Annotated in this window: 24 protein-coding genes; 14 read left to right on the top strand and 10 right to left on the bottom strand. The window is 63.4% G+C overall.

The window, feature by feature from the left end; translation table 11 throughout:
* The first annotated feature begins 36 nt into the window (after nt 1-36).
* On the top strand, nt 37-495 hold the full coding sequence (gene ybeY, locus F3J24_RS06955) for an rRNA maturation RNase YbeY (RefSeq protein WP_167003992.1): 459 nt from the start codon (nt 37-39) through the stop codon (nt 493-495).
* 145 nt (nt 496-640) lie between these two features.
* Here ybeY and F3J24_RS06950 read toward each other — a convergent pair whose 3' ends face one another.
* Nucleotides 641-1,624, bottom strand: a complete 984-nt coding sequence (locus F3J24_RS06950) for a tripartite tricarboxylate transporter substrate-binding protein (RefSeq protein WP_167003989.1) — start codon at nt 1,622-1,624, stop codon at nt 641-643.
* 180 nt (nt 1,625-1,804) lie between these two features.
* Between F3J24_RS06950 and F3J24_RS06945 the strand changes: the two genes are divergently transcribed.
* Complete coding sequence (locus F3J24_RS06945) at nt 1,805-2,569, top strand: sulfite exporter TauE/SafE family protein (protein ID WP_167003986.1); 765 nt, start codon at nt 1,805-1,807, stop codon at nt 2,567-2,569.
* Between the two features lie 101 nt (nt 2,570-2,670).
* Here the strand turns inward: F3J24_RS06945 and dbpA are convergent, their stop codons facing one another.
* The gene (gene dbpA / locus F3J24_RS06940; protein ID WP_167003955.1) at nt 2,671-4,080 is read right to left on the bottom strand and encodes an ATP-dependent RNA helicase DbpA; all 1,410 of its coding nucleotides are present in this window, start codon (nt 4,078-4,080) and stop codon (nt 2,671-2,673) included.
* A gap of 163 nt (nt 4,081-4,243) precedes the next feature.
* On the opposite strand from dbpA, the gene F3J24_RS06935 reads away from it, so the two are divergent.
* Entirely contained in the window at nt 4,244-5,569 is a 1,326-nt protein-coding gene (locus F3J24_RS06935) for an amidohydrolase (RefSeq protein ID WP_167003951.1), read from the top strand.
* Nucleotides 5,570-5,614: 45 nt separating this feature from the next.
* Here the strand turns inward: F3J24_RS06935 and F3J24_RS06930 are convergent, their stop codons facing one another.
* The 3 genes from F3J24_RS06930 to F3J24_RS06920 are packed head-to-tail and all read right to left on the bottom strand — an operon-like array spanning nt 5,615 to nt 8,871.
* A complete protein-coding gene (locus tag F3J24_RS06930; RefSeq protein ID WP_167003948.1) occupies nt 5,615-7,396 on the bottom strand; it encodes a dipeptidase in 1,782 nt (593 codons plus the stop codon).
* A gap of 54 nt (nt 7,397-7,450) precedes the next feature.
* A complete protein-coding gene (dtd, locus tag F3J24_RS06925) occupies nt 7,451-7,900 on the bottom strand; it encodes a D-aminoacyl-tRNA deacylase (RefSeq protein WP_167003945.1) in 450 nt (149 codons plus the stop codon).
* Entirely contained in the window at nt 7,897-8,871 is a 975-nt protein-coding gene (locus F3J24_RS06920; protein WP_167003940.1) for a cation diffusion facilitator family transporter, read from the bottom strand. Before F3J24_RS06920 ends, dtd begins: the two co-directional genes overlap by 4 nt.
* A 159-nt stretch (nt 8,872-9,030) precedes the next feature.
* Here F3J24_RS06920 and F3J24_RS06915 point away from each other — a divergent pair, with 159 nt between their 5' ends.
* Genes F3J24_RS06915 through F3J24_RS06905 form a run of 3 tightly spaced genes read left to right on the top strand, consistent with a single transcriptional unit; the run spans nt 9,031 to nt 13,830 of the window.
* On the top strand, nt 9,031-11,109 hold the full coding sequence (locus tag F3J24_RS06915; RefSeq protein ID WP_167003936.1) for a bifunctional diguanylate cyclase/phosphodiesterase: 2,079 nt from the start codon (nt 9,031-9,033) through the stop codon (nt 11,107-11,109).
* A 45-nt stretch (nt 11,110-11,154) separates the two neighbouring features.
* On the top strand, nt 11,155-12,606 hold the full coding sequence (locus tag F3J24_RS06910; RefSeq protein WP_034399332.1) for an AMP nucleosidase: 1,452 nt from the start codon (nt 11,155-11,157) through the stop codon (nt 12,604-12,606).
* A 9-nt stretch (nt 12,607-12,615) separates the two neighbouring features.
* The gene (locus tag F3J24_RS06905; protein WP_167003933.1) at nt 12,616-13,830 is read left to right on the top strand and encodes a diguanylate cyclase; all 1,215 of its coding nucleotides are present in this window, start codon (nt 12,616-12,618) and stop codon (nt 13,828-13,830) included.
* Nucleotide 13,831: 1 nt separating this feature from the next.
* Here F3J24_RS06905 and F3J24_RS06900 read toward each other — a convergent pair whose 3' ends face one another.
* A complete protein-coding gene (locus F3J24_RS06900) occupies nt 13,832-15,424 on the bottom strand; it encodes a GMC family oxidoreductase (protein WP_167003930.1) in 1,593 nt (530 codons plus the stop codon).
* Between the two features lie 461 nt (nt 15,425-15,885).
* On the opposite strand from F3J24_RS06900, the gene F3J24_RS06895 reads away from it, so the two are divergent.
* From F3J24_RS06895 to F3J24_RS06875, 5 genes are all read left to right on the top strand, one after another.
* Nucleotides 15,886-16,734, top strand: coding sequence for a 3-hydroxybutyryl-CoA dehydrogenase (locus tag F3J24_RS06895; protein WP_167003927.1), 849 nt, complete (start codon nt 15,886-15,888; stop codon nt 16,732-16,734).
* A 75-nt stretch (nt 16,735-16,809) separates the two neighbouring features.
* On the top strand, nt 16,810-17,625 hold the full coding sequence (locus tag F3J24_RS06890; protein WP_167003924.1) for a crotonase/enoyl-CoA hydratase family protein: 816 nt from the start codon (nt 16,810-16,812) through the stop codon (nt 17,623-17,625).
* Between the two features lie 21 nt (nt 17,626-17,646).
* Complete coding sequence (locus F3J24_RS06885; RefSeq protein ID WP_205244650.1) at nt 17,647-18,972, top strand: serine hydrolase; 1,326 nt, start codon at nt 17,647-17,649, stop codon at nt 18,970-18,972.
* 144 nt (nt 18,973-19,116) lie between these two features.
* Entirely contained in the window at nt 19,117-19,590 is a 474-nt protein-coding gene (locus F3J24_RS06880) for a MarR family winged helix-turn-helix transcriptional regulator (RefSeq protein ID WP_167003921.1), read from the top strand.
* 52 nt (nt 19,591-19,642) lie between these two features.
* Nucleotides 19,643-20,059, top strand: a complete 417-nt coding sequence (locus F3J24_RS06875; protein ID WP_167003919.1) for an organic hydroperoxide resistance protein — start codon at nt 19,643-19,645, stop codon at nt 20,057-20,059.
* On the opposite strand, the gene F3J24_RS06870 is transcribed toward F3J24_RS06875, so the two are convergent.
* Complete coding sequence (locus F3J24_RS06870) at nt 20,056-20,721, bottom strand: 2'-5' RNA ligase family protein (protein WP_167003916.1); 666 nt, start codon at nt 20,719-20,721, stop codon at nt 20,056-20,058. The two genes, F3J24_RS06875 and F3J24_RS06870, sit on opposite strands and share 4 nt — an antisense overlap.
* 178 nt (nt 20,722-20,899) lie before the next feature.
* Between F3J24_RS06870 and F3J24_RS06865 the strand changes: the two genes are divergently transcribed.
* A complete protein-coding gene (locus tag F3J24_RS06865) occupies nt 20,900-21,934 on the top strand; it encodes a serine/threonine protein kinase (protein ID WP_167003912.1) in 1,035 nt (344 codons plus the stop codon).
* 22 nt (nt 21,935-21,956) lie between these two features.
* Here the strand turns inward: F3J24_RS06865 and F3J24_RS06860 are convergent, their stop codons facing one another.
* Entirely contained in the window at nt 21,957-22,418 is a 462-nt protein-coding gene (locus F3J24_RS06860) for a hypothetical protein (protein ID WP_205244649.1), read from the bottom strand.
* A gap of 11 nt (nt 22,419-22,429) precedes the next feature.
* On the bottom strand, nt 22,430-23,164 hold the full coding sequence (locus F3J24_RS06855; RefSeq protein WP_240154278.1) for a TetR/AcrR family transcriptional regulator: 735 nt from the start codon (nt 23,162-23,164) through the stop codon (nt 22,430-22,432).
* Nucleotides 23,165-23,257: 93 nt separating this feature from the next.
* Between F3J24_RS06855 and F3J24_RS06850 the strand changes: the two genes are divergently transcribed.
* The gene (locus tag F3J24_RS06850; RefSeq protein ID WP_167003909.1) at nt 23,258-24,466 is read left to right on the top strand and encodes an MFS transporter; all 1,209 of its coding nucleotides are present in this window, start codon (nt 23,258-23,260) and stop codon (nt 24,464-24,466) included.
* Between the two features lie 6 nt (nt 24,467-24,472).
* Here F3J24_RS06850 and soxR read toward each other — a convergent pair whose 3' ends face one another.
* Nucleotides 24,473-24,970 (bottom strand): redox-sensitive transcriptional activator SoxR, encoded by a 498-nt coding sequence (gene soxR, locus F3J24_RS06845; protein ID WP_370527723.1) that lies wholly within the window; start codon nt 24,968-24,970, stop codon nt 24,473-24,475.
* A gap of 171 nt (nt 24,971-25,141) precedes the next feature.
* On the opposite strand from soxR, the gene F3J24_RS06840 reads away from it, so the two are divergent.
* Entirely contained in the window at nt 25,142-25,636 is a 495-nt protein-coding gene (locus F3J24_RS06840; RefSeq protein WP_167003906.1) for a RidA family protein, read from the top strand.
* Nucleotides 25,637-25,638 lie beyond the last annotated feature (2 nt).

Raw genomic sequence — 25,638 nt, 5'->3', positions numbered from 1 at the left:
CTACTAGCACTTACCAAATAAGGGCTAAAAGCCAAAATGACCTTGAATCAACTGCAACTATCGCTGCAATTCGGCCCCAGCGCCGAGGCGGCCGCCCACCGCGAACTGCTCAGTCGCAGTCGCGTCACGCGCTGGATCCGCCATGCGCTGGCCGTGGATGCCGAGATCACGGTGCGCATCGTCGATGCCGAGGAAGGCCGCAAGCTCAACCGCGAGTACCGCCAGAAGGACTACGCGACCAATGTGCTGACCTTCGACTATCAGCAGGAGCCAACCGTGATGGCCGATCTGGTGCTCTGCGCTCCCGTGGTGGAGCGCGAGGCCCGGGAGCAGAACAAGACGCTGGAAGAGCATTACGCCCATCTGCTGGTGCATGGCACGCTACATGCCCAGGGCTGGGACCACGAGACCAGCGAGGAAGACGCCGAAGAGATGGAGGCCTACGAGACCGACATCATGAAGGAAATGGGCTACGAAGACCCCTACGCCAAATAGCGGACAGGCAACGGCCCACGTGCCGTAGACTCCTGAAAACAGAGCTGCCTGCACAGGTCAATCATGTATTTCAAAGGCATTTAGCCTTGACATTCAAGAATGACCAGCGCAGGCAGCTCTCTTTATGAGAGCACCCCGACCGGGCTTACTCCACGCTCAGGCCGATACTGCGCACCAGCTGGGCCACGCGCACATCTTCGGTCTTGATCTGTCTGGCAAACACCTGCTGGCCCTCGCCCACGGGAGTGATGCCCTGCTGCAGCAGGCTCTTGCGTAGCTCGGGGTCCTTCAGCGCCTTGTCGGTATCCTGGGCAATGGCCTGGACCACGGCAGCCGGCGTACCCTTGGGTGCGAACAGGCCGAACCAGGCACCGGCCTCAAAGCCCTTGTAGCTCTCGGCCAGGGTCTGCACCTGGGGCAGCAGCGCGTGACGCTGCAGGCCAGACACGGCCAGCGCCGTGAGCTTGCCGCTCTGGATCTGGGTGAGCGCCGGAGCAATCGCAATCAGCATCACATCGACCTGGCCGGCCAGCACATCCTGCAGGCCCTGAGGGCCGCCGCGATAGGGAATGTGGGTGGCGAAAAAGCCTGCGCGCTGCTTGAACTGCTCCATGGCCAGATGCTGGGCACCGCCCGTGCCCGAGGAGGCGTAGTTGATCTTGCCCGGGTGGGATTTGGCGTAGGCCACAAAGTCCTGCAAGGTCTTGAAGCCCTTCCTGGGGTTGGCCACCAGCACGAAGTCGGACTGGCCCAGCTTGGTCACCGGCACCAGATCGTTCTTGACGTCATAGGGAAGATTGCGCTGCACATTGGGCATGATGGTGATGGCGCTGTCGCCGCCGACCAGCAAGGTGTAGCCGTCGGGCTGGGCCTTGACCACGGCATCCACGGCCGCGACGCCGCCGGCCGCCCCCTTGTTTTCCACCACGATGGCCTGCTTCCAGTCCCGGCCCACCAGATTGCCCACCTGACGGGCCAGCAGATCCGGAGCGCTGCCGGGGCCGTTGGCCACCACCAGCTTGACTGAATGCGCCGGAAACTCCGGCTGCTGCGCCATGGCTGCGCCCGACACACAGCTTGCGGCCAGCAGGACCCAAGCAGCGGGGGAGAGGAAACGGGGCAGATTCACGGCAAAACTCCTTAACTAAGGAGTTGATTGTCAAAACAATCCCTTATTCCTCAAAATACTGTTTTTAAATTCTTTTATTTCTAAAAATAATTAACAGCATAAGAAGCGATACGGGCCATCGCCTAAGATCGCGCACACAACAAGGCGCAAAGCTGACAGAGAAAATCAGGAGACAAGAACATGGAGAACCTGGGCCATCTCGCCCTTTTGCTGGCCGCAGCTTTCACGGCCGGCACGCTCAACGCCGTCGCCGGTGGCGGCAGCTTTCTGACCCTTCCCGCCCTGGTCTTCACGGGCGTGCCGCCCGTGATTGCCAATGCCACGGGCACCGTGGCCCTGCTGCCGGGCTATATCGCGGGCGCCTGGGGCTTCAAGGACGATATGCAGTCCCCGCCAGGCCTGTCCATGAAACAGGTGGTGGCTCTGTCCCTGATCGGCGGCTCCGCCGGCGCGGCGCTGCTGCTGTTCACGCCCGACGCCACCTTCCGCAAGGTCGTGCCCTGGCTGCTGCTGGCCGCCACCGCCATGTTCGCCTTCAGCCCGCAGCTGCGCGCCTGGGCCGCGGGCAAGAATGCCGCCCACGCCGCCACATCGGCGGCCAAGGCCGCTGCAGGCATGCTGATCGTGGCCATCTACGGCGGCTACTTCAACGGCGGCCTGGGCATTTTGCTACTGGCCTTGTTCGGGCTGCTGGGCCAGACCTCGCTCAACGCCATGAACGGCTTGAAGAACCTGGTCTCGGCCCTGCTGACGGCGATTGCCGTGGTGATCTACGCCGTAGGCGGCATTGTGGAATGGAAGCTGGCCCTCATCATGATGGTTGCCGCCACCCTGGGCGGCTATCTGGGAGCCCGCGCGGCGCGCAGGATCGCACCCCATGTCCTGCGCTGGGGCATTGTGGCCACGGGGCTGGTGATGGCCGGGCTGTTCTTCGCCAGAGGCTGAAGCGCCGTCCAAAGTAAAAAAGCCTTCTCGGCAACGAGAAGGCTTTTTTGTGAGCGCGCAGTGCTTGCCACACAAGCGCTGGAAGCCAATTGGGCTGATTTTTACAGCAACCTGGCTTTCACGGTCTTGCCCTTGACCTTGCCCGCATTGAGCTTGGCGCAGGCAGCCGAGGCAATCTTGCGGTCCACGGCCACATAGGTGGAAAAGTCGTTCACGCTGATCTTGCCGATCTGATCGCGGCTGTAGCCGAAGTCGGCGCACATGGCACCCATCACGTCGCCGGCGCGGATCTTTTCCTTGCGCCCGCCGATGATCTGTATGGTCATCATGGGCGGCAGCAGTCCGCCGCCAGCGGCGGGCGTGAGCTCGTCCACGGGGAAGAACTGCGAAGCACGGCCTTGCAGTTGCTCGATCTTGCCCACGCTGCCCATCTCGTCCATGGACACCAGATTCAGCGCCAGCCCTTCGGCATCGCCACGGCCGGTGCGGCCGATACGGTGGATGTGGACCTCGGGGTCGGGCGTGACATCCACATTAATTACGGCAGACAGATCGGCGATGTCCAGGCCGCGCGCCGCCACATCGGTGGCGACCAGCACGCTGCAGCTCTTGTTGGCAAACTGCACCAGCACCTCGTCGCGCTCGCGCTGCTCCAGCTCGCCGAACAGGGCCAGGGCGCTGAAGCCCTGGGCCTGCAGCTCGCTCACCACATCACGGCATTGCTGCTTGGTATTGCAAAAGGCAATGCTCGATTCGGGGCGGAAGTGCGCCAGCAGCCTGGCTGCCGTGCCCACCTTTTCGCGGGCACCGACTTCGTACCAGCGCTGCTCTATCTTGCCCGCGCTGTGCTGGGTCGCGACCTTGACGGTCTGTGGGTCGCGCATGAAGCGGCTGGCCAGCGAGGCAATGCCTTCGGGGTAGGTGGCCGAGAACAGCAGGGTCTGGCGATCCGCCGGGCATTGGCGCACCACGGTTTCGATATCGCCGAGAAAGCCCATGTCCAGCATGCGATCGGCCTCGTCCAGCACCAGGGTCTTGAGGTTGCCGATGTCGAGCTTGCCGCGCTCCATCAGATCCATCACGCGCCCGGGTGTGCCGACGACGATGTGGGCGCCGTTTTCCAGCGAGGCGATCTGGTTGCGCGAGGGCACGCCGCCATAGACGGTGACGACCTTGATGTTGTCCTGCGCGCGCGCCAGGCGGCGGATTTCGGTGGCGACCTGGTCGGCCAGTTCGCGCGTGGGGCACAGCACCAGGGCCTGGACGGCAAACCAGCGCGGGTTCAGGCGATCGACCATGGGCAGGCCGAAGGCAGCCGTCTTGCCGCTGCCGGTGCTGGCCTGGGCGATCAAGTCCTTGCCCTGCAGGGTCAGCGGCAGGCTGGCGGCTTGGATGGGCGTCATCTGCGCATAGCCGAGCTGCTGGAGATTGGCCAGCATTTCAGGTGACAGGGGCAGCGCCGAGAAAGCGGAGGAATCAGAGGCCTGGGCGGCGCTGGTGGAGGTATTCATGGGAGCGGATTATCCCGGGCCTGCGCAACAAAAGCCTTGTGCCATCGTTATTCACGGTGCCATTTGCGGGTTGCCCCTCTTCAATTTAAGCCGGCCATGCTCCTAGTCTGAAAGCGCGCTCTCCATGAGCTGCCTCTGTTTGAAGCCAACCACAGACCCTCACATGCACCCTAGCCTTACCCGCAAGTTCTGCGCCGTCGCCGCGCTGGCCGTCACTCTGGGCTCCGCCCAGGCAGCAGAGCTGGACCCCCAGCCGCTCAAGCCCCAGCTGCAGCAGCTGATCGCCCAGATGTATCCGCAGATGCGCAGCATCTACGAAGACCTGCATGCCAATCCCGAGCTGGGTTTTCAGGAAACGCGCACCGCCGCCAAGCTGGCTGCCGAGATGCGCAAGCTGGGCTTTGAGGTCACCGAGGGCATTGGCAAGACCGGTCTGGTCGCCATCTACCGCAATGGCGCGGGCCCCACCGTCATGGTGCGCACCGAGCTGGACGCCCTGCCGATGGAGGAAAAAACCGGCCTGCCCTATGCGAGCAAGGCCAAGGCCCAGTACAACGGCAAGGAGAGCTTTGTCGCCCATAGCTGCGGCCACGACATGCATATGACCAGCTGGCTGGGCACGGCGCAGGCGCTGCTGGGCCTGAAGAACCAATGGAAGGGCACGCTGATGTTCGTGGCCCAGCCGTCCGAGGAAACGGTGACCGGTGCCAAGGCCATGCTGGCCGACGGTCTGTTCAAGAAATTCGGCAAACCCGACTACGCTTTTGCTCTGCATACCGGCTCCATGCCCTACGGCATGGTCGGCTATGTGGCAGGGCCGGCGACCTCCAATTCGGACTCGCTGGACATCACGTTTCATGGCCGTGGCAGCCATGGCTCCATGCCGGACAAAGGCATTGACCCCGTGCTCATGGCCTCGCGCTTTGTGGTCGATGTACAGGGCGTGATCAGCCGCGAGAAAGATCCCATGGAGTTCGGTGTGGTCACCGTGGGCGCCTTCAACTCGGGCAGCGCGGGCAATATCATTCCCGACCAGGCGCGGCTGCTCGGAACAATCCGCAGCTACAAGAGCGAGGTGCGCACAAAAATGCACGAAGGCATTGAGCGCACGGCCAAGGCCGAAGCCGCCATGTCGGGCGCTCCTGCACCCGAGGTCAAGCTGGTCAAGGGCTCGGATGCCGTAGTCAATGACGCGGCACTGGTAGGCCGCACGGTCAAGCTGTTCAAGGCCGCACTCGGCGACCGCAATGTGATCCCCATCTCACCCATCACGGCCAGCGAAGATTTCTCGGACTTCATCAATCAGGGGGTGCCATCCATGTTCTACACCCTGGGCGTGTACGACCCCAAGAAGGTGGCCGAGGCCAGTCAGCCCGGCGGCAAGCCGCTGCCCTTCAATCACTCACCCTTCTTCGCCCCAGAACCCGAACCCACGTTCAAGACCGGCGTGGAAACCATGACCCTGGCGGTCATGAACGTGATGCAGTAAGCAGCGCCAGCCCCGCCATCGGGGCTGCGCCTTGCCTTCAGCGCGTCACTGCATCTGCTGCAGATTGCCGATGCGCACCAGCATCTCGGTGAACATCTGCATGTCCGTGCGCAGATCCGGCAGCTCCTGGTACTCCAGCGCATTGTGGGCCGTGTACTTCTTGCCGGGCATGGCCGGGCCGAAGTTGATGGCGTTGGGCATGAGCTTGGCGGTCGTGCTGCCTGCGGTAGGCACGGGCTTGGCGTCCAGTCCCGTGGTGTCGCCAAAGATATTGAGCAGGGTGCTCAGCCATGCGCCCTTGGGGTCGCGGGCCATCCAGTTGCCCTGGGTGTACTGCACGCTGACCGGCACCTTGGCCGCCTCGCTCCAGCGGGCAATGCCCTGCTCCACCTCGGCGCGCAGCTGCTCGGGCGTCTTGCCCCGCGGCATGCGCGCATTGGCAGTCACCTCCAGTTTGCTGTCTGCCGACTTGATGAGATTGGGCGACAGCGTGAGCGGCCCCATGAAATCATCGGCATAGGCAATGCCCAGCTGCCGGCCCAGATAGTCCAGGCCAAACACGCCATTGATGTAGCGCACGGCCTGGCTGTACTGATTGGGCTGCACCAGTGCTGCGCCCTGCTCCGGCATCAGGCTCTGCTGCAGGAACAGCGCCAGGCGCGGCACGGGATTCACCCCTTCCTCGGGGCGCGAGCCGTGAGCGGATGCGCCGCTGACCTTGACCGTGACTGTACCCTCGGCGCGCTGCACTTCGATGGCGAACTTCCCCTGCGCCTCGTGCCGGCTCACAAAGTCGTCCTTGTCCTTGGACAGCCGCTGCGCGATCAGATCCAGCGCAGCCACATCGGTGGCGGAGACGATGGCGGAGGCCGTCTGCGCAATGGAGTTGGCCGAGGCGGCACCGGCCATGGCGGTGATGGCGGGCTTGGCGGCATCCACGGCGACATCCGCAAACAAGGCCTTGAGCGCACCCGTGCCCTTTTCAGCGACCACGGCCGGGTACTTGCTGTCCAGCACGATGTTGTACTGCGGCAGCGAGGTCTTGCTCTGGTAGTACTTCATGGCATCACCGCCGGTTTCCTCGGTGGTCTCTATCATCAGGCGAATGCTGCGCGACAGCGGCAGACCGCTGTCCTTGACCGCCTTCATCGCATGCAGCACGGTGGCGATGGAGCCCTTGTCGTCAATCGTGCCGCGCCCATAAAGCCGGTCACCCACGCGGGTGACCTGGAACGGGTTGATCTGCTTGCCATCCAGCACCCACTCGGCAGCCACCACAGGCACCACATCGGCATGGGTCAGGATGCCGAACTCGGTGGCCTCGCTGGCACGGCTCGCCGCATTGGCAGGCAGCGTCACTTCAAAGATGCGGTTGTCCACATTGCGAAAGCGCAGCCCGAACTCGGCGGCCATGGATGCAACGAGCTTGCCGAAGTCCAGGATGGCCGGACTCTCATGCGGAGGCACCTTGGGATCGCGCACCGTGGGCAGCGCCACCATGCGCTGCAGGCTTTCCAGTACCGCAGTTTCCTGCGTCAGACGGGTATATACGCCCAGCAACCGGGCGATATCCGCGAGTTCGCCGTCCGACAGCGTCTGGCCGCGCGTATAGCGCTGCACGGCTGCCGCCACGCCAGGCTCGGCCCTGGCGGCCTGCTGCGCAAAGGCCTTGAAGGATTCGGGCGGGGTCGCAGCAGACGATGCGATCAGTGCGTCCAGCGCGGGCTTCTTCAAGGTCTGCGCCTGAATGGGCAGACTGGCGCCTGCCAGACCGAGAATCAGGCCGGCGGCGATGAGGGACAAAGAGGGCTTGCAGGATGGCTTCATGGACAGCTCTTGTTGAAATCGTGGTGACGGATGGGTTCGCAGGCGCGGCCTTGCCTAGGCCTGCGGCTCCATGCGCATGGGAATGGTGACGGGCCCGTCATTGACCAGATGCACCTGCATATCGGCGGCAAACTCACCGGTCTGCACCTGAGCGTGGGCACGCCTGGCCTGGTCCACAAAGTAGTCGTAGAGGCGCCGGCCTTCGTCGGGCGCGGCGGCGGCCGTAAAGCTGGGGCGATTTCCCCCCCTGGTATCGGCTGCCAGCGTGAACTGGCTGACTACCAGCAGCCCTCCGCCAACGTCCTGCAGGCTTTTGTTCATCTTGCCGGCCTCGTCGCTGAAGATGCGCAGCTTGAGCATCTTGGCCAGCAGCTTGTCGGCCTCGGCCTCGGTATCGCCGCGCTCGGCACAGACCAGCGCCAGCAGACCCTGGCCGATCTGACCGGTAATGCGGCCGTCGACCTCCACGCGCGCCTGCTTGACGCGCTGAATCACACTCATCATGTACTCAAACCTTCCCTGGCCGTGCCCTGTGCTTCGCCGCCCTGCTCTCCATCGGCCACTTCACTGACCGTGTTCATGCCCATGGGCAGCAGCTCGATGCGGGCATATAGGCCTGGAATGGCCTGCAGCAGCGCGGCTTCAATCTCGGAGCGCAATTGTGCTGCCCTCTGAACGCTCCACTGGCCAGGAACATGCATGTGGAAGTCCACAAAGCTGCGCTCCCCCGCCTGGCGGCTGGAGATATTGTCAAAGCTCACGCCTTCGCTGCGCCTGGCGAAGCTGTCCAGCAAAGTGTCTATCCTGAGGCGCTGCGGCGCATCCAGCGCCTGATCCATCAGGCCTTGCGAAGACTGCCAGACCAGTTGCGCACCCTGCACGCAGATATGCACTGCCACAGCCAGAGCCACCACCGCATCCACCCACAGCCAGCCCGTCAGGGCCGCAGCCAGCAAGCCGACCACCACGCCCACCGAAGTCCAGACATCGGTGAGCAGATGCCGTGCATCGCCCTCCAGCGCCATCGAACGGTATTTGCGCGAGGAGCGCAGCATGACCCATGCCAGCAGCCCGTTGAAGATCGTGCTGAGCAGCGACAGCATCAGGCCCCAGCTCAGCTGCTCCAGGGGCTGCGGGTTCCACAGCCGCGACAGCGCTGCCCAGGCAATCGCCAGGCTGGCGCCTATGACCAGCACGCCTTCGAAGCCGGCCGAGAAGTACTCCGCCTTGTAATGTCCATAGGGGTGTTCGGTATCCGCCGGTCGCTTGGCCACGGTCACCATGGTCAGGGCAAACATGGCACCGGCCAGATTCACGAAAGATTCCAGCGCATCGGACAGCAGGCCGACCGAGCCGGTCAGCCACCAGGCCAGGGTCTTGAGAACGATGGTGAGCAGCGCCACCACCACGGACAGGCGCAGCAGGTTGTGCGGCTGCAGCCATTTTGAAGAGCTTGAGAGGTCGGACTTGAGCATTTTCGGGTTCCTGGGCCTCTATATCACCAAGTGTTCTGATACATCAATAGTCTTTGCAAGTTGTCTGAAAAGCAATTCACAATCCCTTCCATGATGGACATGTCATGGTCGTGGCCGACCTGATTCCTATATAAATACTCCCAGAAAAAAGGGAGGCGCATGCCTGATACGTTGACAGCACAGCAAACGAGGGATGAGGACGCCATTCTTCGGCTGGTGGCCGATACAGCACCCGCAATGCTGGCTTATTTTGATGCCGAAACCCGTGCCTGCCGCTTTGCCAACGCGCGCTACGCAGAGCACTTCGGTCACACCATGCAAAGCATCGTGGGCATGGATGTGCGCGACATCGTGGGCGAGCCGGTCTGGACACAGATCGAACCTTATCTGAACTCCGTGGCGGTAGACAGCACCCAGACGCTGCGCTACACGCGCCAGGTCGAGCCCGAGATCGGCCGACTGCAGCACATCGAGGCAGTGCTGCGCCCGCATGAGGAAAAGGGCGTACTCAAGGGAGTCGTGGCGCTGATGACCGACGTCAGCCACCACCATCTGGCGACGCAGCAGATACGCGACAGCGAAGAGCGCATGCGCAAGTTCGCAGCCATCACCACCGAAGCCATCGTGCTGCACCGCGATGGCGTCATCATGGACGGCAATGACGCACTTTCCCGGCTGATTGGCTACTCGCTCGACGAGCTGCGCGGCACGCCGGTGCTCGATTACGTGGCGCCCGAGGCGCGTCTGCGGGCACTGCAGAACATGCGTAGCGAGCGTGAAGATCGTCTTGAGTCCGTGGTCGTGCACAAGAACGGCCAGCTCGTCCCGGTGGAGATAGAAGCCAGCACCATGCCCGGGGAAGAGGACCGGCACCGCATCGTCCTGCTGCGCGACCTGACCGCAAACCTCCAGACCCGGCAGCACATGGACTATCTGACCCAGCATGACCTGCTGACGCATCTGCCCAACCGGGCCCGCCTCAACCATTTGCTGGCCGATGCCATCGCCAGGGCAGCCGGCGATCAATCGCGACTGGCGGTGCTATCGCTGGACCTGGACCAGTTCAAGTCGGTGAACGATTCGCTCAGCCACCAGGCAGGAGATCTGCTGCTGTGCGAGCTGGCGCAGCGGCTTAGAAGCACCGTCGGCACTCAGGACATCGTGGCCCGCACCGGCAGTGACGACTTTGTCATCGTGCTCCCCGACAACCCAAGCCTTCTGGAGACCGAAGCCCTGCTTGCTCGACTGCGCGCTACGACAGAGGCGCCCTATCTGATAGAGGGTACCCAGTTGGTGATTTCCGTCAGTGTCGGCGTCGCCATGTATCCCAAGGACGGGAAATGCCCGGCATCCCTGCTGAGCAATGCCGAGGCCGCCATGCAGATGGCCAAGAGCCGCGGCCGCAGTTTCTCCCAGTTCTACACGCCGGCGCTTGAGAGCCGCGCAACACGCATGCTGATGCAGGAGCAGATGCTGCGCAACGCCGTGGAACGCGGCGAGTTCGAGTTGCATTACCAGCCACAGACCCTGATGCAGACAGGCGAGCTAGCAGGCTTCGAAGCACTGGTGCGCTGGAGGCACCCGCACCGTGGCCTGGTCTCGCCCGACGAATTCATCGGCTTTGCCGAGAACCGGGGGCTGATCGCGGCCGTGGATCGCTGGGTGCTCAATCAGGCCTGCCGTCAGGCTCACGCCTGGCAGCAACAGGGCTTTCCCGCCATCCCCGTCGCCGTCAACCTGTCGGCACAGGAGTTCCGCCAGCGCGATGTCGTCAAGGAAGTGGCCCAGGCTCTGGCCGACACGGGGCTGGAAGCCTGCTATCTGCATATCGAGGTGACAGAAACCACGCTGATGCTCTCGGGCAACCAGATGCAGCAGACCCTGCATGCCCTCAAGGCGTTGGGGGTGGGCCTGGCCATCGACGATTTCGGCACCGGCTACTCGTCTCTCGCCTATCTGCGCAAGCACCCCATAGACCGGCTCAAGATCGACCGCTCATTCGTGACCGATCTGCCCCATAACCCGGATGCCGCTGCCATCGTCAATGCCATCGTGCAGATGGGCAAGAGTCTGCATCTGGAAATTCTGGCCGAGGGTGTGGAAAGCACTGAACAGCTGGACATGCTCAGAGAGATGGGCTGTGCCATGATGCAAGGGTTTCTCGTGTCAGCGCCATTACCTGCCGAGCAGGCTTCGGCATGGATGTCGCAACACTGTCAACTGCTACAAAGACAATAGTGCATGGCTTCGAATACACCGACACCCTCTCATAAGAACAGCAGCATGTTCCATACGGACGCCCTCCAGGCGCTAGCCCATGTGCAGCAGTTGTACCGCGAGCAGATCGACCATCTGCGAGCTGCCATGCAGCGCTTCGTGGCGGGAGAAACCCCGGCAGCGCCGATTCACGCCTACTACCCGTTTGTGCGCATCAAGACCACCACGGTGGCGCAAGCCGATACCAAGCTGACCTACGGCTTTGTGGAGGGACCCGGCACCTATGAGGCCACGCTGACCCGGCCCGACCTGTTTGCCAGCTATTTCGGCGAGCAGTTGCGCCTGCTGATCCTGCACCACCAGGTGCCCATCGAAGTGGGTCTCAGCGACAAGCCCATTCCCATCCATTTCTCGTTCGCCGACAACGACCATATCGAAGGCTCGCTCTCGCCGGAGCGCCGCATGCTGATGCGCGATGTGTTCGATCTGCCGGATCTGGAGTCCATGGACGACGGCATCGCCAACGGCACCTGGCGCGCGGCGGCCGGCGAGGCCCTGCCTCTGTCGCTGTTTACTGCGCCGCGCGTGGATTACTCCCTGCACCGCCTGCGCCACTACACGGGCACGGCCCCGGACTGGTTCCAGAACTTCGTGCTGTTCACCAACTACCAGTTCTACATCGACGAATTCATTCGTCTGGGCCATGCCGAAATGGCCAAGGAGGACAGCGAATACATCGCCTTTGTCGAGCCCGGCAATGTGGTGACCCGCCGCGCCGGCCTGCCCGCCGAAGCCGTCGACGAACTCGGAAATGCGCCGCCGCGCCTGCCACAGATGCCGGGCTACCACCTGGTGCGCGCGGACAACAGCGGCATCACCATGGTCAATATCGGGGTGGGCCCGGCCAATGCCAAAACCATCACCGACCATATCGCTGTGCTGCGCCCCCATGCCTGGATGATGCTGGGCCACTGCGCGGGTCTGCGCAACAGCCAGCAGTTGGGCGACTATGTGCTGGCCCATGCCTATGTGCGCGAAGACCATGTGCTGGACGAAGAACTGCCACTGTGGGTGCCGATTCCGGCGCTGGCCGAAATCCAGGTCGCGCTGCAGCAGGCCGTGGCCGACGTGACGCAGATGGAGCGTGCCGATCTCAAGCGCATCATGCGCACCGGCACCGTGGCCAGCACCGACAACCGCAACTGGGAGCTACTGCCCGACAACCTGCCCCAGCGCCGCTTCAGCCAGAGCCGCGCCGTGGCGCTGGACATGGAATCGGCCACCATTGCCGCCAACGGCTTCCGCTTCCGCGTGCCCTATGGCACCTTGCTGTGCGTCAGCGACAAGCCGCTGCACGGAGAGATCAAGCTGCCCGGCATGGCCAACCATTTCTATCGCGAGCGCGTGGACCAGCATCTGCGCATCGGCATGCGTGCCGTGGACATACTGCGCGAAGGCGGCTCCGACCGCCTGCACAGTCGCAAGCTACGCAGCTTTGACGAGGTGGCCTTCCAGTAAGGCCGTGCCATGCTCGAGGTCGACCAGTTCTCCATGACATTGATGGTCGCCGTCAATTTGATGCTGGTCGCTTTCTCCCTGCCATGGTTCATGGGGCCCCAGCTCAGCCGGGCGGCCCGCAATGCGCAGCAGTTCCTGCTGCTGCAAGGCCTGGCATGGCTGCTGGTACTCAGCGCCACGCGCTCCACCTCGCTGACCTGGAACACGCTGCTGTCGGTAGCGGCGACTGCCGCCTCGGCAAGCGCTCTGTGGCAGCTGCAAAAAGCACTCAAGGGCTGGCTTGGCCCGAGAAGGCAGTCGCTGGTACGCGCCCTCGCCGTGCTCTGCCTGCTTGCCCTGGCCGGCGAGCTGATACTGATTCAAAGCCAGCCTTACCGGCTTGTCTGGTTCAACATCTGCTATGGCCTGGCAATTGCCTCGCTGGCCAGCCTGGCCTTGTTCCCGCGTACCCCGGCGGCCAGGACCTGGCGCTATCTGTTCTTCGGCATCGGCCTGTGCACAGCCCTAGCCCTGCTCGCCCGCAGCTATCTGGCTCTGCATGCACATTGGGTCTACAGCTTCGAACAAGAGCCCGATCCCGGCCTGTCGCCGTCCTGGCTGGTGCCCCTGTTCACCGCCATCCTGTTTGTAGCGATCATGATGGCCTGGCGTGACGAAGAACATCGCCGGCAGCAGGCGGACAAGCCCGAAGACAGCCTGACCGGCCTGCCGCTGCGCCAGGCCATCCGCAACCAGGCCCGCCTCATGCTCAACCGGGCACAACGCGAAGACCTGCCGCTGGCCTTGATACTGATCGACATGGATCATTTCTCGCACATCAATCGCCGCTATGGCTATCAGACCGGAGACGAGGCCTTGCAGCTGATGTCACGCACGCTGCGAAAGCAGATGCGCGGCGACGAGGTCGTGGCCCGCTGGCAGGGAGAGTCCTTTTGCCTGCTGATTCATGCAGACCAGCAGGGCGTCAGATCGCTGCTGACGCGCATCAAATCCACACTCCAGATTGGCGCGCAATACGAGCTGCAGGTGGAGTTGGACTTCAGCGCGGGTTGCGCCCTGGTCCCTGCGGCCTGGAAGGGCCTGAGTCTCAACGAGCTGTCCGGCCACGCCAATACCGCCTTGCAGCAGGCCAAGAAGCAGGGCCGGGGGCGGGTGGAGTACACCACCCTGACTCCTCCGCCCGACCAGAACCCTGTCGAATCCGACCTGGCTCCGCTGGCCTGAGTCAGCAGGCAGCCTTGATCAGATCGGCCGCCTTCTCGGCAATCATGATGGTCGGCGCATTCGTGTTGCCACTCACGATGCGCGGCATGACCGAGGCATCGACCACGCGCAGCCCCTGCACCCCATGCACCAGCAAGCGGGCATCGACCACATCCTGCGCGCCCGGCCCCATGCGGCAGCTGCCCACGGGGTGATAGATGGTGTCTGCGTAACGGCGGATGAACTGCTCAATCTCCTCGTCACTGCGCGCCTTCGCCGAATGCTCCAGCTCCCGCCCCTCGAAACGTGCCAGCGCGGGCTGGTCGAGAATGTCGCGCATGCGGCGCACGCCGCTCACCATGCGCTGCATATCGTCGGCATCGGCAAAAAAGGCCGGGTCTATGAGCGGCGTGGTCCCCGCGTCGGCAGATGCCAGCCTCACGCGCCCCCGGCTCTTGGGCTGCAGCAGGCAGACATGGCAGGAGTAGCCATGGCCCAACAGGGTCTTGCGGCCATGGTCGACCAGTTTGCCCACCACAAAATGCAGCTGCAGATCGGGCACCGGCTCCTGGGGCCGGCTGCGGACAAAGCCGCCGGCTTCGGCAAAGTTGCTGGTCAGCATGCCCCGGCGCTCATGGCGCCAGCGGCCCATGCCCTGCCAGACATTCCTGAGACCGGCAAGCGAGATACCAAAGCTGTCCTTGAGCTGCGGGCCATCCACCACCTGGACCACATCGGGATGGTCGTGCAGATGCTCGCCCACGCCAGGCAGGTGGTGGACGACATCAATGCCCAGCTGCTGCAGATGCTCACCCGGACCTATGCCCGAGAGCATCAGCAGCTGCGGCGACTGCAGTGCGCCGGCGCAGAGCAGAACCTCGCGTCGGCAGAGCAGTTGCCTGACATGCCCACCCTGCACATATTCCACGCCGACGGCCTTGCGTCCGTCCATCAGAACCCGACGCACCTGGGCTGCGGTAATGATTTCCAGATTGGACCGGCTGCCGCGCACCGGCGTCAGATAAGCCTTGCCCGCACTGCAGCGCTCGCCCTTGTGGTGCGTGACCTGATACAGACCCACGCCTTCCTGAGCTGCCCCGTTGAAGTCCGGATTGTGCGCATGACCGGCCTGCACGCCTGCGCGCACAAAGGCTTGGGCCAGCGGATTCGGGTCGCAGAGATCGGAGACATGCAAGGGGCCGCTGCCACCATGCAGCGCATCCGCGCCGCGCGTATTGCACTCGGCCTTCAGAAAATAGGGAAGAACATCGCTCCAGCCCCAGCCTGTATTGCCCTGAGCGCTCCAATATTCATAGTCCCCAGGCTGACCACGCAGATAGATCATGGCATTGATGGAACTGGAGCCGCCCATCACCTTGCCGCGCGGCTGGTAGCCCCGCCGACCATTGAGGCCGGCCTGCGGCACCGTGCTCATGGCCCAGTTGTAGTTTTTCTGCTTGGCCATCAGCGCCAGCCCTGCGGGGCAGTGGATCAGCACGCTTGTGTCTTCGCCACCGGCCTCCAGCAAGGTCACGCTGACCTGTGGGTTCTCGCTGAGCCTGGCTGCCAGCACCGCACCAGCGGAGCCGCCTCCCACCACCAGATAGTCACGCATGTCCGCACTCCTTTTGCTGCAAATTCTGACCAGAGGTCTGCAGCGGCGAAACGCGGAAAAACACGGTCGTGCAGAAAAAACACTGTCATCGTGATGTGAGAACGTGTTTACGATCTCCTCGTGCCGCGACAGAGACTTTGCGGGATGGGATGCTAGGCGCGATACCGCAGCAATAGCTGTGCTATTGCGAGGATTCGCAACGCCGCAGACCGCCCGCAAAGCCTCTGCCCCGAAGGGGTGGAGCGAAATCGGGCGATTTCTGCACGCTGTCTCTTGCTTGCACCCCGGTGCAAGCGGCGAGCCATCGCTTCGAACTCATCCCGATTGCACTCCAACGCGGCTGCGTAGAGATCGTAAACACGTTCTAACACGCCAACCATGCCCGACTAGGGTCAAACCCGGTCAGAACCGGGATAACATTTTCCCGTTCAAACGCACTTATCTGAATGGAGACAAAAAAGATGGCAATCCAAACCGTAGGCATCATCGGCGCCGGCACCATGGGCAACGGCATCGCGCAGGCTTGCGCCGTATCGGGCATCGACGTGGTGATGGTGGACATCTCCGACGCCGCCGTGCAAAAAGGCCTGGCCACCGTGGCCGGCAGCCTGGACCGCCTGATCAAGAAGGAAAAGATCAGCGAGGCCGACAAGAACGCAGCGCTGGCACGCATCAAGACCTCGACCAGCTACAACGATCTGAAGTCGGCCCAGCTGGTGATCGAAGCCGCCACCGAGAACTACGAGCTCAAGGTCAAGATCCTCAAGCAGCTCGATACCCTGCTGGCACAGGACGTGATCGTTGCCACCAACACCTCGTCCATCTCCATCACCCAGCTGGCGGCCGCCACCCAGCGTGCCGACAAGTTCATCGGCATGCATTTCTTCAACCCCGTGCCCATGATGGCCCTGGTGGAGATCATTCGCGGCCTGCAGACCAGCGACGCCACCCACGATGCGGTCAAGGCCCTGTCGGAAAAACTGGGCAAGTCGCCCATCACCGTCAAGAACGCTCCCGGCTTTGTGGTCAACCGCATTCTGGTGCCCATGATCAACGAGGCCTTCCAGGTGCTCAGCGAAGGCACGGCATCGGCCGAGGATATCGACGCCGGCATGAAGCTGGGCTGCAACCAGCCGATTGGCCCGCTGGCCCTGGCCGACATGATCGGTCTGGACGTCTGCCTGGCCGTGATGGAGGTCTACCTCAAGGAATTCGGCGACAGCAAGTACCGCCCCTGCTTCCTGCTGCGCGAAATGGTGGCCGCCGGCCGTCTGGGCCGCAAGACCGGCCAGGGTGTTTACACCTACTAAATCACCGGCCTTCAGGTCTTGTGCGCGACTGCGGCGGCTGCGACAGCCGTCTAAGGTTGCAGCAGGAGACCTGCCATGCAAATCGACCATCCCAGCCCTCCGCCCGAGGGCTGCATTTCCTGTGAAGTCCGCGGCCATGTGCTGCTGATCGGCATCAACCGCCCGGCCAAGCGCAATGGCTGGACACCGGCCATGTTCCAGCAACTGGCAGAGGCCTATACCCGGCTCGACGACGAGCCGGAGTTGCGCGTGGGCCTGCTCCATGCTTTCGGCGAACATTTCACGGCGGGGCTGGATCTGCCCGTCATTGCCGAATTCATGAAGACTGGCCAGAAAGCCATCCCTGCCGGCCTCGTGGAGCCGCATGACTATGGCCTGCCCGGCTACCGCCGCCGCACCAAGCCCATGGTGGCCGCCGTCAAAGGCATCTGCTTTACCGTCGGCATAGAGCTGATGCTGGGCGCCGATATCGTCGTCGCGGCCGACAGCAGCCGCTTTGCACAGATGGAAGTGCAGCGCTGCATCATGCCCACGGGCGGCGCCACGCTGCGCATGCCCGAGCGCGCCGGTGTGGGCAATGCCATGCTTCATTTGCTGACCGGCGACGCCTTCGACGCGGCCGAGGCCCTGCGCTGCCACTTTGTGCAAAAAGTCGTACCCGCTGGGCAGGAACTGGACGAGGCTTTTCGCATTGCCGAGCGCATTGCCGCGCAGGCACCGCAGGCCGTGGTGGCCACCCGCCTCAATGTCCTCAAGGCCATAGAGCTGGGCCAGGCCGCCGCGGTGGCCGACTTCATCCCGGTGCAGCAGCGCCTGGCCAACAGCGAGGACGCCGCCGAAGGCATGCGCTCCTTCATCGAGAAACGCCCAGCCCGTTTTACCGGTCGTTAATCCCAAGTCCAAGAGGTGATGATGAGTTTGAAGTTTTTTACGCGTAAAACGCTTGTGCCGCTTGCGCTGACAGCTATGGTTTCTGCAGTCCATGCACAGGCTGCCGCACCCGCGTTGCCAGACCCGGCCAGCACCAGCGTGCAGGCCATGGGCTGGATGCAGGGCTTTCCGCCCGCTGCCGACAAGCTCATCACCTTCGACAACCCCGTGGGCAATACCTTCCCCCGCATACGCTGGACCTTCTCGCATATCCGAGAAATCACGCCCACGGCCAATGTCTGGCGCGGCCCGGGCGCTCCCAGCACCCTGCGCTCGGCTCCGGTCGACATCGAGCAAGTGCGCTTCAAGGTCATGGGCACGGGCGAGGAGCTGACCTTTGCCCAGGCACTGGATCGCAACTACACCGACGGCATTCTGGTCATGCACAAGGGCCGCGTGATCTATGAGAAATATCTGGGTGCACTGGAGCCGCAGCGCCCGCACCTGGCCATGTCGGTCACCAAGTCCTTTGTCGGCACCCTGGCCGCGCTGCTGGCTCACGAAGGGCTCATCAAGCCCGAGGCGCCGGTGACCGACTATCTGCCCGAGATGAAGAACACCGCCTATGGCGACGCCACGGTGCGCCAAGTGATGGACATGACGATCGGCGTGAAGTACTCCGAGAACTACGCCGACCCCAAGGCCGAAGTCTGGGACTACGCCCGTGCCGGCGGCATGATGCCGCAGGGCAAGGACTATGCCGGCCCCAGGAGCTTCTATGAATTTCTGCAGACCCTGCAGAAAGAGGGCGAGCATGACCAGGGCTTTGCCTACAAGACGGCCAACGCCGAGGTTCTGGCCTGGATCGTGCGCCGCGCCAGCGGCAAGCCTCTGGCCCAGCTGCTGTCCGAACGCATCTGGAGCCGCATCGGAGCCGAGCAGGACGCCTACTTCATGGTGGATCGCATAGGCACGGAATCGGGCGGCGGCGGCCTCAACACCACGCTGCGCGACCTCGCTCGCTTCGGCGAGCTGATGCGCAACGAAGGCCGTGCCGCCAGCGGCCAGCAGGTGCTGCCCAGAGCCGTGGTCCAGGACATCCGCCGCGGCGCCGACCCGGCCAAGTTTGTGAAGGCCGGCTATGCCACGCTGCCCGGCTGGTCGTATCGCAATATGTGGTGGGTCTCGCACAACCCCAACGGGGCCTATATGGCGCGCGGCATTCACGGTCAGGCCATCTATATCGACCCCAAGGCCCAGATGGTGGTGGTGCGCTATGCCTCCCACCCGATTGCGGGCAATGCGGGCATAGACCCGACCAGCCTGCCCATGTACCAGGCGCTGGCCGATGCGCTGACCGCCCGCTAGGCACGAGACAGCTTCCGCTGCGACAGGCTCCGCACACGGAGTCTGTTTGCATTGCTCCGGACCTCTGCACTGTCCCCTCCGGCCTGGCGATCTAAATCCAAAAATAAATTGCACACAATTTGATTGTCTGCAATAATTCAGCCCATGCGCTCCGATGACAACCTTTTCCCTGACAGCTCCGAACTGCTGCGCCTGGACAATCAGGTCTGCTTTGCGCTGTACTCGGCATCGCTGGCCATGACCAAGCTCTACAAACCCTTGCTGGATGCCATAGGCCTGACTTACCCTCAGTACCTGGTCATGCTGGTGCTCTGGGAAGGCGACCAGCTCACGGTCTCGGAACTGGGCGAGCGTCTTTACCTGGATTCAGGCACGCTGACGCCCTTGCTCAAGCGACTGGAAAGCGCAGGCCTGCTGGCACGCCAGCGCGATGCACAGGACGAGCGCCGCGTGCGCATCGCCCTCACGGATACCGGCCGGGCACTGCGCGCCGAAGCCGAAAAAATACCCGCCTGCGTGCTTCAGAGGACGCAGTGCACCCTGCCCGAACTGCAGGCCCTCACGAGCCAGCTCGGCACACTGCGCGCACGGCTGGCGCCGCGCCGCAGCCACACCTGACGATTTCCTCCACCCGCCCGCATTGTCGGGCAATCTCGCAAAGGAAGACACCATGGCCCAACTCGACAAGGTTCTGTACACCGCCCACGCCCACACCACCGGCGGCCGCGAAGGCGCTTCGCGCACCGATGATGGCCGCCTGGACATCCAGCTGAGCTCGCCCGGCGGCGCTGGCAAGGGCACCAACCCCGAGCAGCTGTTTGCCGCCGGTTACTCCGCATGCTTTATCGGCGCCATGAAGGCCGTCGCCGCTCGCCAGAAGATCACCCTGCCCGCCGATCTGTCGGTGGATGCGGAAGTCGATCTGGGCCCTGTGGGCGAAGTGTTCGGCATCGCTGTGCGCATGAAGATCAGCCTGCCCGGCATGGACAAGGCTGCCGCCCAGAAACTGGTGGACACCGCTCACCAGGTCTGCCCCTACTCCAACGCCACACGCGGCAATATCGGCGTGACGCTGACCATCGCCTAAAGCGGCTCAGACCACAGGGCACCGGGCGCTGCGACATAGCGCCCGGTGTCCAGCTCGAAGACGCCTTCCAGCGCGAGCGGCCCCGCAATATCGGCCGTAGCATAGCGGGCCAGCGCCAGCTGCTTCACCTCGAAAACCGGCAAGTCCGGGTTCAGTGCGAGCAACCTGTACACAGCCTCTCGCAACGGCAGACGTCTCGCATAGTGGCCCAGGGTCACATGGGGCACATAGCGCCAACCCGGCGCGGGCTCTGCAGGCACCAGTGCTGCATGCAGCTGCTGCAGGCATTCCTGCCCCCGGCCTACACCCAGATAAGGCACGGTGGTAAAGCTGCCAGCACCCGCAATCTGCACGGCAAAAGGTCGCAGCCGCAGGCTTTGCAGCATGGCGACATCGGCGCGCAGCGCCAGCCGGTCATATTCCCGCGCCGCATGCGCGTCCCCTCCCCCGCACAGACCTCTATAGGCCAGCGTGATATGCGGCTGGCGCGCATGGCGCGGCAGCAGGGCATCACCAAGTCTGGATCTGGCCTGCTGCAGCACGGACTCCAGAGCAGGGCCTTGCAGCATCACCACCCAGACGGCACACCAGGGGCAGCCTTGATGCCATTCGGCAAAATCCCGGTCCTCGCAGGGCTGTGAAAGTGCTTCGCTCTCTTGCATGCGGGCAGTGTGCCAGCCCGAGCGACATGCTCGGCATTCCGGTCAGTTTTCCCGGGATCTGCGGGCGCTAGCATCCGCCGGAGAAACGGCAGCAGCTATCAAATCAAAAGCAATTTTGCCCACGCATGTGCCATGCCATCCAGTTCGCAAGAGCCTGTTTGAGCCTGACAATGCAGGGATGAGCGATACACAAGACCCTTCTCACCCCTATGCGGACCTCACGCCGGACTGCGTGATCGATGCGCTGTGCAGCGCGGGCCTTGTGCCGGACGGGCGACTGACAGCATTGAGCTCCTATGAAAACCGCGTCTATCTGGCCCACCAAGACGAGGGCGACAAGGTCGTCGCCAAGTTCTATCGCCCGGGCCGCTGGAGCCGTGCCCAGATCGAGGAAGAGCACGCTTTCTCCCAGGAGTTGGTGGACGGTGAAGTTCCCGTGGTTGCGCCGCTGGTGCTGCAAGGGCAGACCGTGCATGAGCATGCGGGCTTTCTGTTCAGCGTCAGCCCCTGGCGCGGCGGGCGCCGCCCTGAACTGGACGACTGGGAGGTGCTGGAATGGATAGGCCGTTTTCTGGCTCGCATCCACACCGTGGGAGCCGCCCAGCCCTTCACGCATCGCCCGGCGCTGAACCTGAAAAGCTTTGGCTACGAATCCATGCACTATCTGCTCGAACATGAGGTGGTCGCGCTCGAAGTGCGCAGCCGCTGGCAGCAGGCCTGCGACAAAGCTCTCTCATTGATAGCACCATCTTCAGATGGATTAAGTGCTGCAGGCCATTTTGGTTTGCATTCTGCGACGCAGATTCGACTGCATGGCGACTGCCACCCGGGAAACATTCTCTGGACGCCGCTGGATGACGAAGGCCACGGCGGCCCGCATTTTGTCGATCTGGACGATGCACGCGGCGGCCCTGCCGTGCAGGATCTGTGGATGCTGCTCTCGGGCGATCGTGGCCAGCAGACCCAGCAGCTGTCGGCACTGCTCGAAGGCTATGAGCAGTTCCGCAGCTTCGACCGGCGCGAGCTGGCACTGATCGAGCCGCTGCGTACCCTGCGCCTGCTGCATTACAGCGCCTGGCTGGCACGCCGCTGGCAGGACCCGATCTTTGCCATCAACTTCCCCTGGTTCGGCAGCACCGACTACTGGCAGGGCCAGGTGGGCATGCTGAACGAACAGATCGAAGCCATGCAGCAGGAGCCGCTCTACGCCTAGGGCGATCCATGCCTGCAAAGAGCTAGCAGCGCCCCTGCAAACGGCATTCGGGCACGAGCTGTCCACGTGCATCGCGCCATTGCACGGCATCGCCACTCTGTGCGGGGGCCGGCGGCGGCGCGGGCTGCGCCTGCGGTGCCTGCGGGCGGTTGGGATCATGCAGCACGGTAGAGGATCCCACCCCGACACCCACACTGGCACCGCCCACGCCAGTGGAAGCGCCAACGCCGGCACTGCCCAGCACCTGCCCGCGCTGGTTGACGCCTACGCCTACACCGACAGGCCCGACACCCGTGCCTACGCCTGCGCTGAGACCGCCGCTGCCAAGACCCACGCCCACGGAAAACGGCCCCACCGGAATCCCGACGCCCACCCCGGCCCCGACGGAGCCGCAGGCAGGCAAGGCCAGCACCAGAGCAGCAGCGCAGACCGCGCTCAGGATTCTGTGATGACCGGGCTTGATGGTGACTGGCATGGAATTCATCTCACTGACTCTCACTGACGTTTGACAGCCGCATTGTCACCGGCCGTGCCCGCAAAAAGGTTATCAATCAGTAGCTCGACCAGTGGCTTGAGGGCCAGCTTCTGCGAGCCCTCGGAGGCCAGCAGGTTGTTGTGCACCAGCGCCATCCAGAACGGGCTGGCCAGCAGCTGGGCACTGCGGCTGATCGAGCGGGTCCTGAGCTCCCCCTCTTTCACGGCCAGCGCCAGCAGATCCTGCACATAGTTCTGCCAGGCATCAAAAGCCAGCTCTTTGTACAGTCTGGCCAGCTCGGGGGCATGCCGTGCCTCGCTGAGCACCAGGCGTGCCAGCATGCCGCGCTCGCTGCTGTCCACGGCCTCCAGCGTCGGCAGCAGACTGCGGCGCAGAAAGGCGCGCACGGTTTCGCCCTTGCGGCGCCTGAGCGGCTGATAGACGGCCGAATGCCGCAGTGCGTGCTCCACCACGCCCCGCAACAGCTCATCCTTGGATGGGTAGTAGAGATATAGCGTGCCCTTGGCCACCTGCGCGCGGCAGGCAATGCGCTCCATGGTGCTGCGGGCCACGCCGCACTCCACGAACTCGGCCAGCGCGGCCTCCGCAATCTGCTGACGCGTCTGCGCCGTCTTGTCGAGACTCGGGCCACGCGTGCGCCGCTGACGCTTTGCCTGCGTGCCGATATCCGGGTCTGCGCAAGGGGCAGCCGCCGCGCCATCCTCCATGCGCTGAAATCCTTTTCTAGAATTCATAAAATTGACCAACTAGTCATTTTTAATAATTCTAGGTCAAGCCGACTTGCCCACACCGGACATGCGGATGACTGCCCCACCCATGCTTTCCCAATGCAATCCCGTCTGAGTCCCTATGCCTGGGTGTGCTTTTCCATGTGCGTCGGCGTCATGGGAACGGCTCTTGCCAGCCCGCTCTACCCGCTCTATCAGCAGGCCTGGGGGCTGCAGCCCAGCCATATCACGCAGATTTTCGTGACCTATATGCTGGGCGCCTTGATCAGCCTGCTGTTTCTGGGCCGTCTGACCAATCTCTTCGGTTTTCTCAAAGTGCTGCGCCTGGGACTGATGGTGATGACCGTGGGCGTCATCGGCTCGGCCCTGTCCTGGAATACCTGGAGCTTGGGCGCCTCTCGCTTCGTCATCGGCCTGGCCTCGGGCCTGATCACCACCTCGGCCTCCATAGGCATGACCCAGCTCAACAACAAGGGGGACCTGCAGCGGGCGGCTGCGACCACCAGCCTGACGATTGCCTTCGGCTTCGGCCTGGGTCCCGTGGTGGGCGGCCTGATGGCGCAATGGGTGCCATTCCCCCTGGTCAGCAGCTATCTGCCGCCCATCGCACTGAGCTTTCTGGGCATCCGTGCACTGTTCAAGATCCAGCTACCGGCAGCCAGTACGCCCGTCCACAACACACCCGGCCTGACGCTGAAAGATGTGCTGCCCAGCATCTCCCAGCCGCGCAAGCCTTTTCTCTACCACTATGCGCTGGGCTGCATGGCGGCGTTTTCCGCCTTCGGCATGTTCAGCCTGTTTGCTGCCATGGCCCCCAGCTTCATGGCCCAGATGCTGCCCTGGCACGGACCTGCGGTCTCGGGCCTGTCCATCGGCGTCATCCTGTTTCTATCGGCCGGCATCCAACTGATCGCTCGGCCCTACCCCACCAAGCAACTGATCATCATCGGCTTCTTCGCCCTGGCGGCGACCAATGCCCTGCTAGTTCTCAATCTGTTTGTCGGCTCGCCATGGCTGTTCGCTCTGAGTGTGCTGAGCATGTCCTGCGGCCATGCGCTGTGCAATCTCTCGGGCATGGCCGTGGTTAACAAGGTCTCCAAGCCCGTCAACCGCACGGGCCTGCTTTCCACCTATCTGGTCGTGGGCTATGTTGGCACCATCGTCCCCATCCTGGGCATGGGCTGGTTGTCCGACCATATCGGGCTGACGGGCGCATTGATAGCCTTCTGTGCCTGCCTGGGGCTGCTGTCGGCACTGCTGGGCGTCATCAGCGCACGGGCACGCGTGCTGCCCGTGCCGCGCCAGTAAGCCCGGCTATCTGAAATGCGGACCGGCCCCTTGCGCCGCCAGACAGTCATGGTCGTTGCGCAGCGGGCAGGCCTGCAGCGACAGGCAGCCGCAGCCTATGCAGGAGTCAAGCTGATCCCTGAGCTGGGTCAGCATGGCAATGCGTGCATCGAGCTGTGCCTGCCAATGCAAGGACAGGCGACTCCAATCGGCCTTGCCGGGCACGCGGTTGGCCGGCAGATGGGCCAGTGCCTGCGCAATCTCGGCCAGAGGCACGCCCATGCGCTGGGCCACCTTGATCACGGCCACCCGTCTCAGCACCGCTCGCGCATAGCGGCGCTGGTTGCCCGCAGTGCGCGCACTCTCGATCAAGCCCTGCTTCTCATAGAAATGCAGGGCCGATACCGCCACCCCGCTGCGGCTGGCGACCTCTCCCACACTGAGATCCGGCATTCCCTCAGCCTCGACCACCAGGCCGCTTCCACATCCATGCATATCGCCGATCTCTTCACACTGCACAGTCATCTCCCGCTACTTTCCCGTTGCCTTTGCCTGGCCGCCATGACCGCAATCCTGTGTGGTCATACAAACCTCTTGACCTCAAGCTTAGTTGAGGTTGAACAATTCCAGCAGCTTCCGGAACAAAGGCCTGCTGCTGGCGGGCCCTGCCGGACCCGCCTTGCCTGAAAGACTTTCATGGACGCCAAGCCCAGTTTCATTGCCCAAGCCCCCGCCCCGCAACCGCGCTATCTGCAACCCGCCGGTCTCTATGACAGCCTGCCCAATGGCTACACCCATGTAGTCACCGTCCAGGAGCCGCTGCGCTGGCTCTTCGTCTCGGGCCAGGGCGGAGAAAACGCCCAAGCCGAGCTGCCAGACAGCTTTGCCCTGCAGGCTACGCAGGCTCTTGCCAATATCAAGACCGCCCTGGCCGCCGGTGGCGCGGACATGGGCCATGTGCTCAAGCTCACCGTGCTCATCGTCGATCATTCGCTGGAGCGCTTCGAGCACTGGCAAAGCGCCGTGAGAGAGCATTGGGGCAGCGGCGAGCCCGGCGACAAACGGCCGCGCTTTCCGGCCTGCACGCTGATTCCCGTGCCCAAGCTGGCCCTGCCCGGCATGCTGATCGAGGTGGAGGCCACGGCGGCCCTGCCCATGGCGATGGGCGCCAAAGCCGCCATTCCCGCCTGACC

Source organism: Comamonas sp. Tr-654 (assembly GCF_011752915.1).
In the GTDB taxonomy this organism is placed as follows: Bacteria; Pseudomonadota; Gammaproteobacteria; order Burkholderiales; family Burkholderiaceae_C; genus Comamonas.
This window is presented reverse-complemented; position numbering and strand designations above follow the sequence as displayed.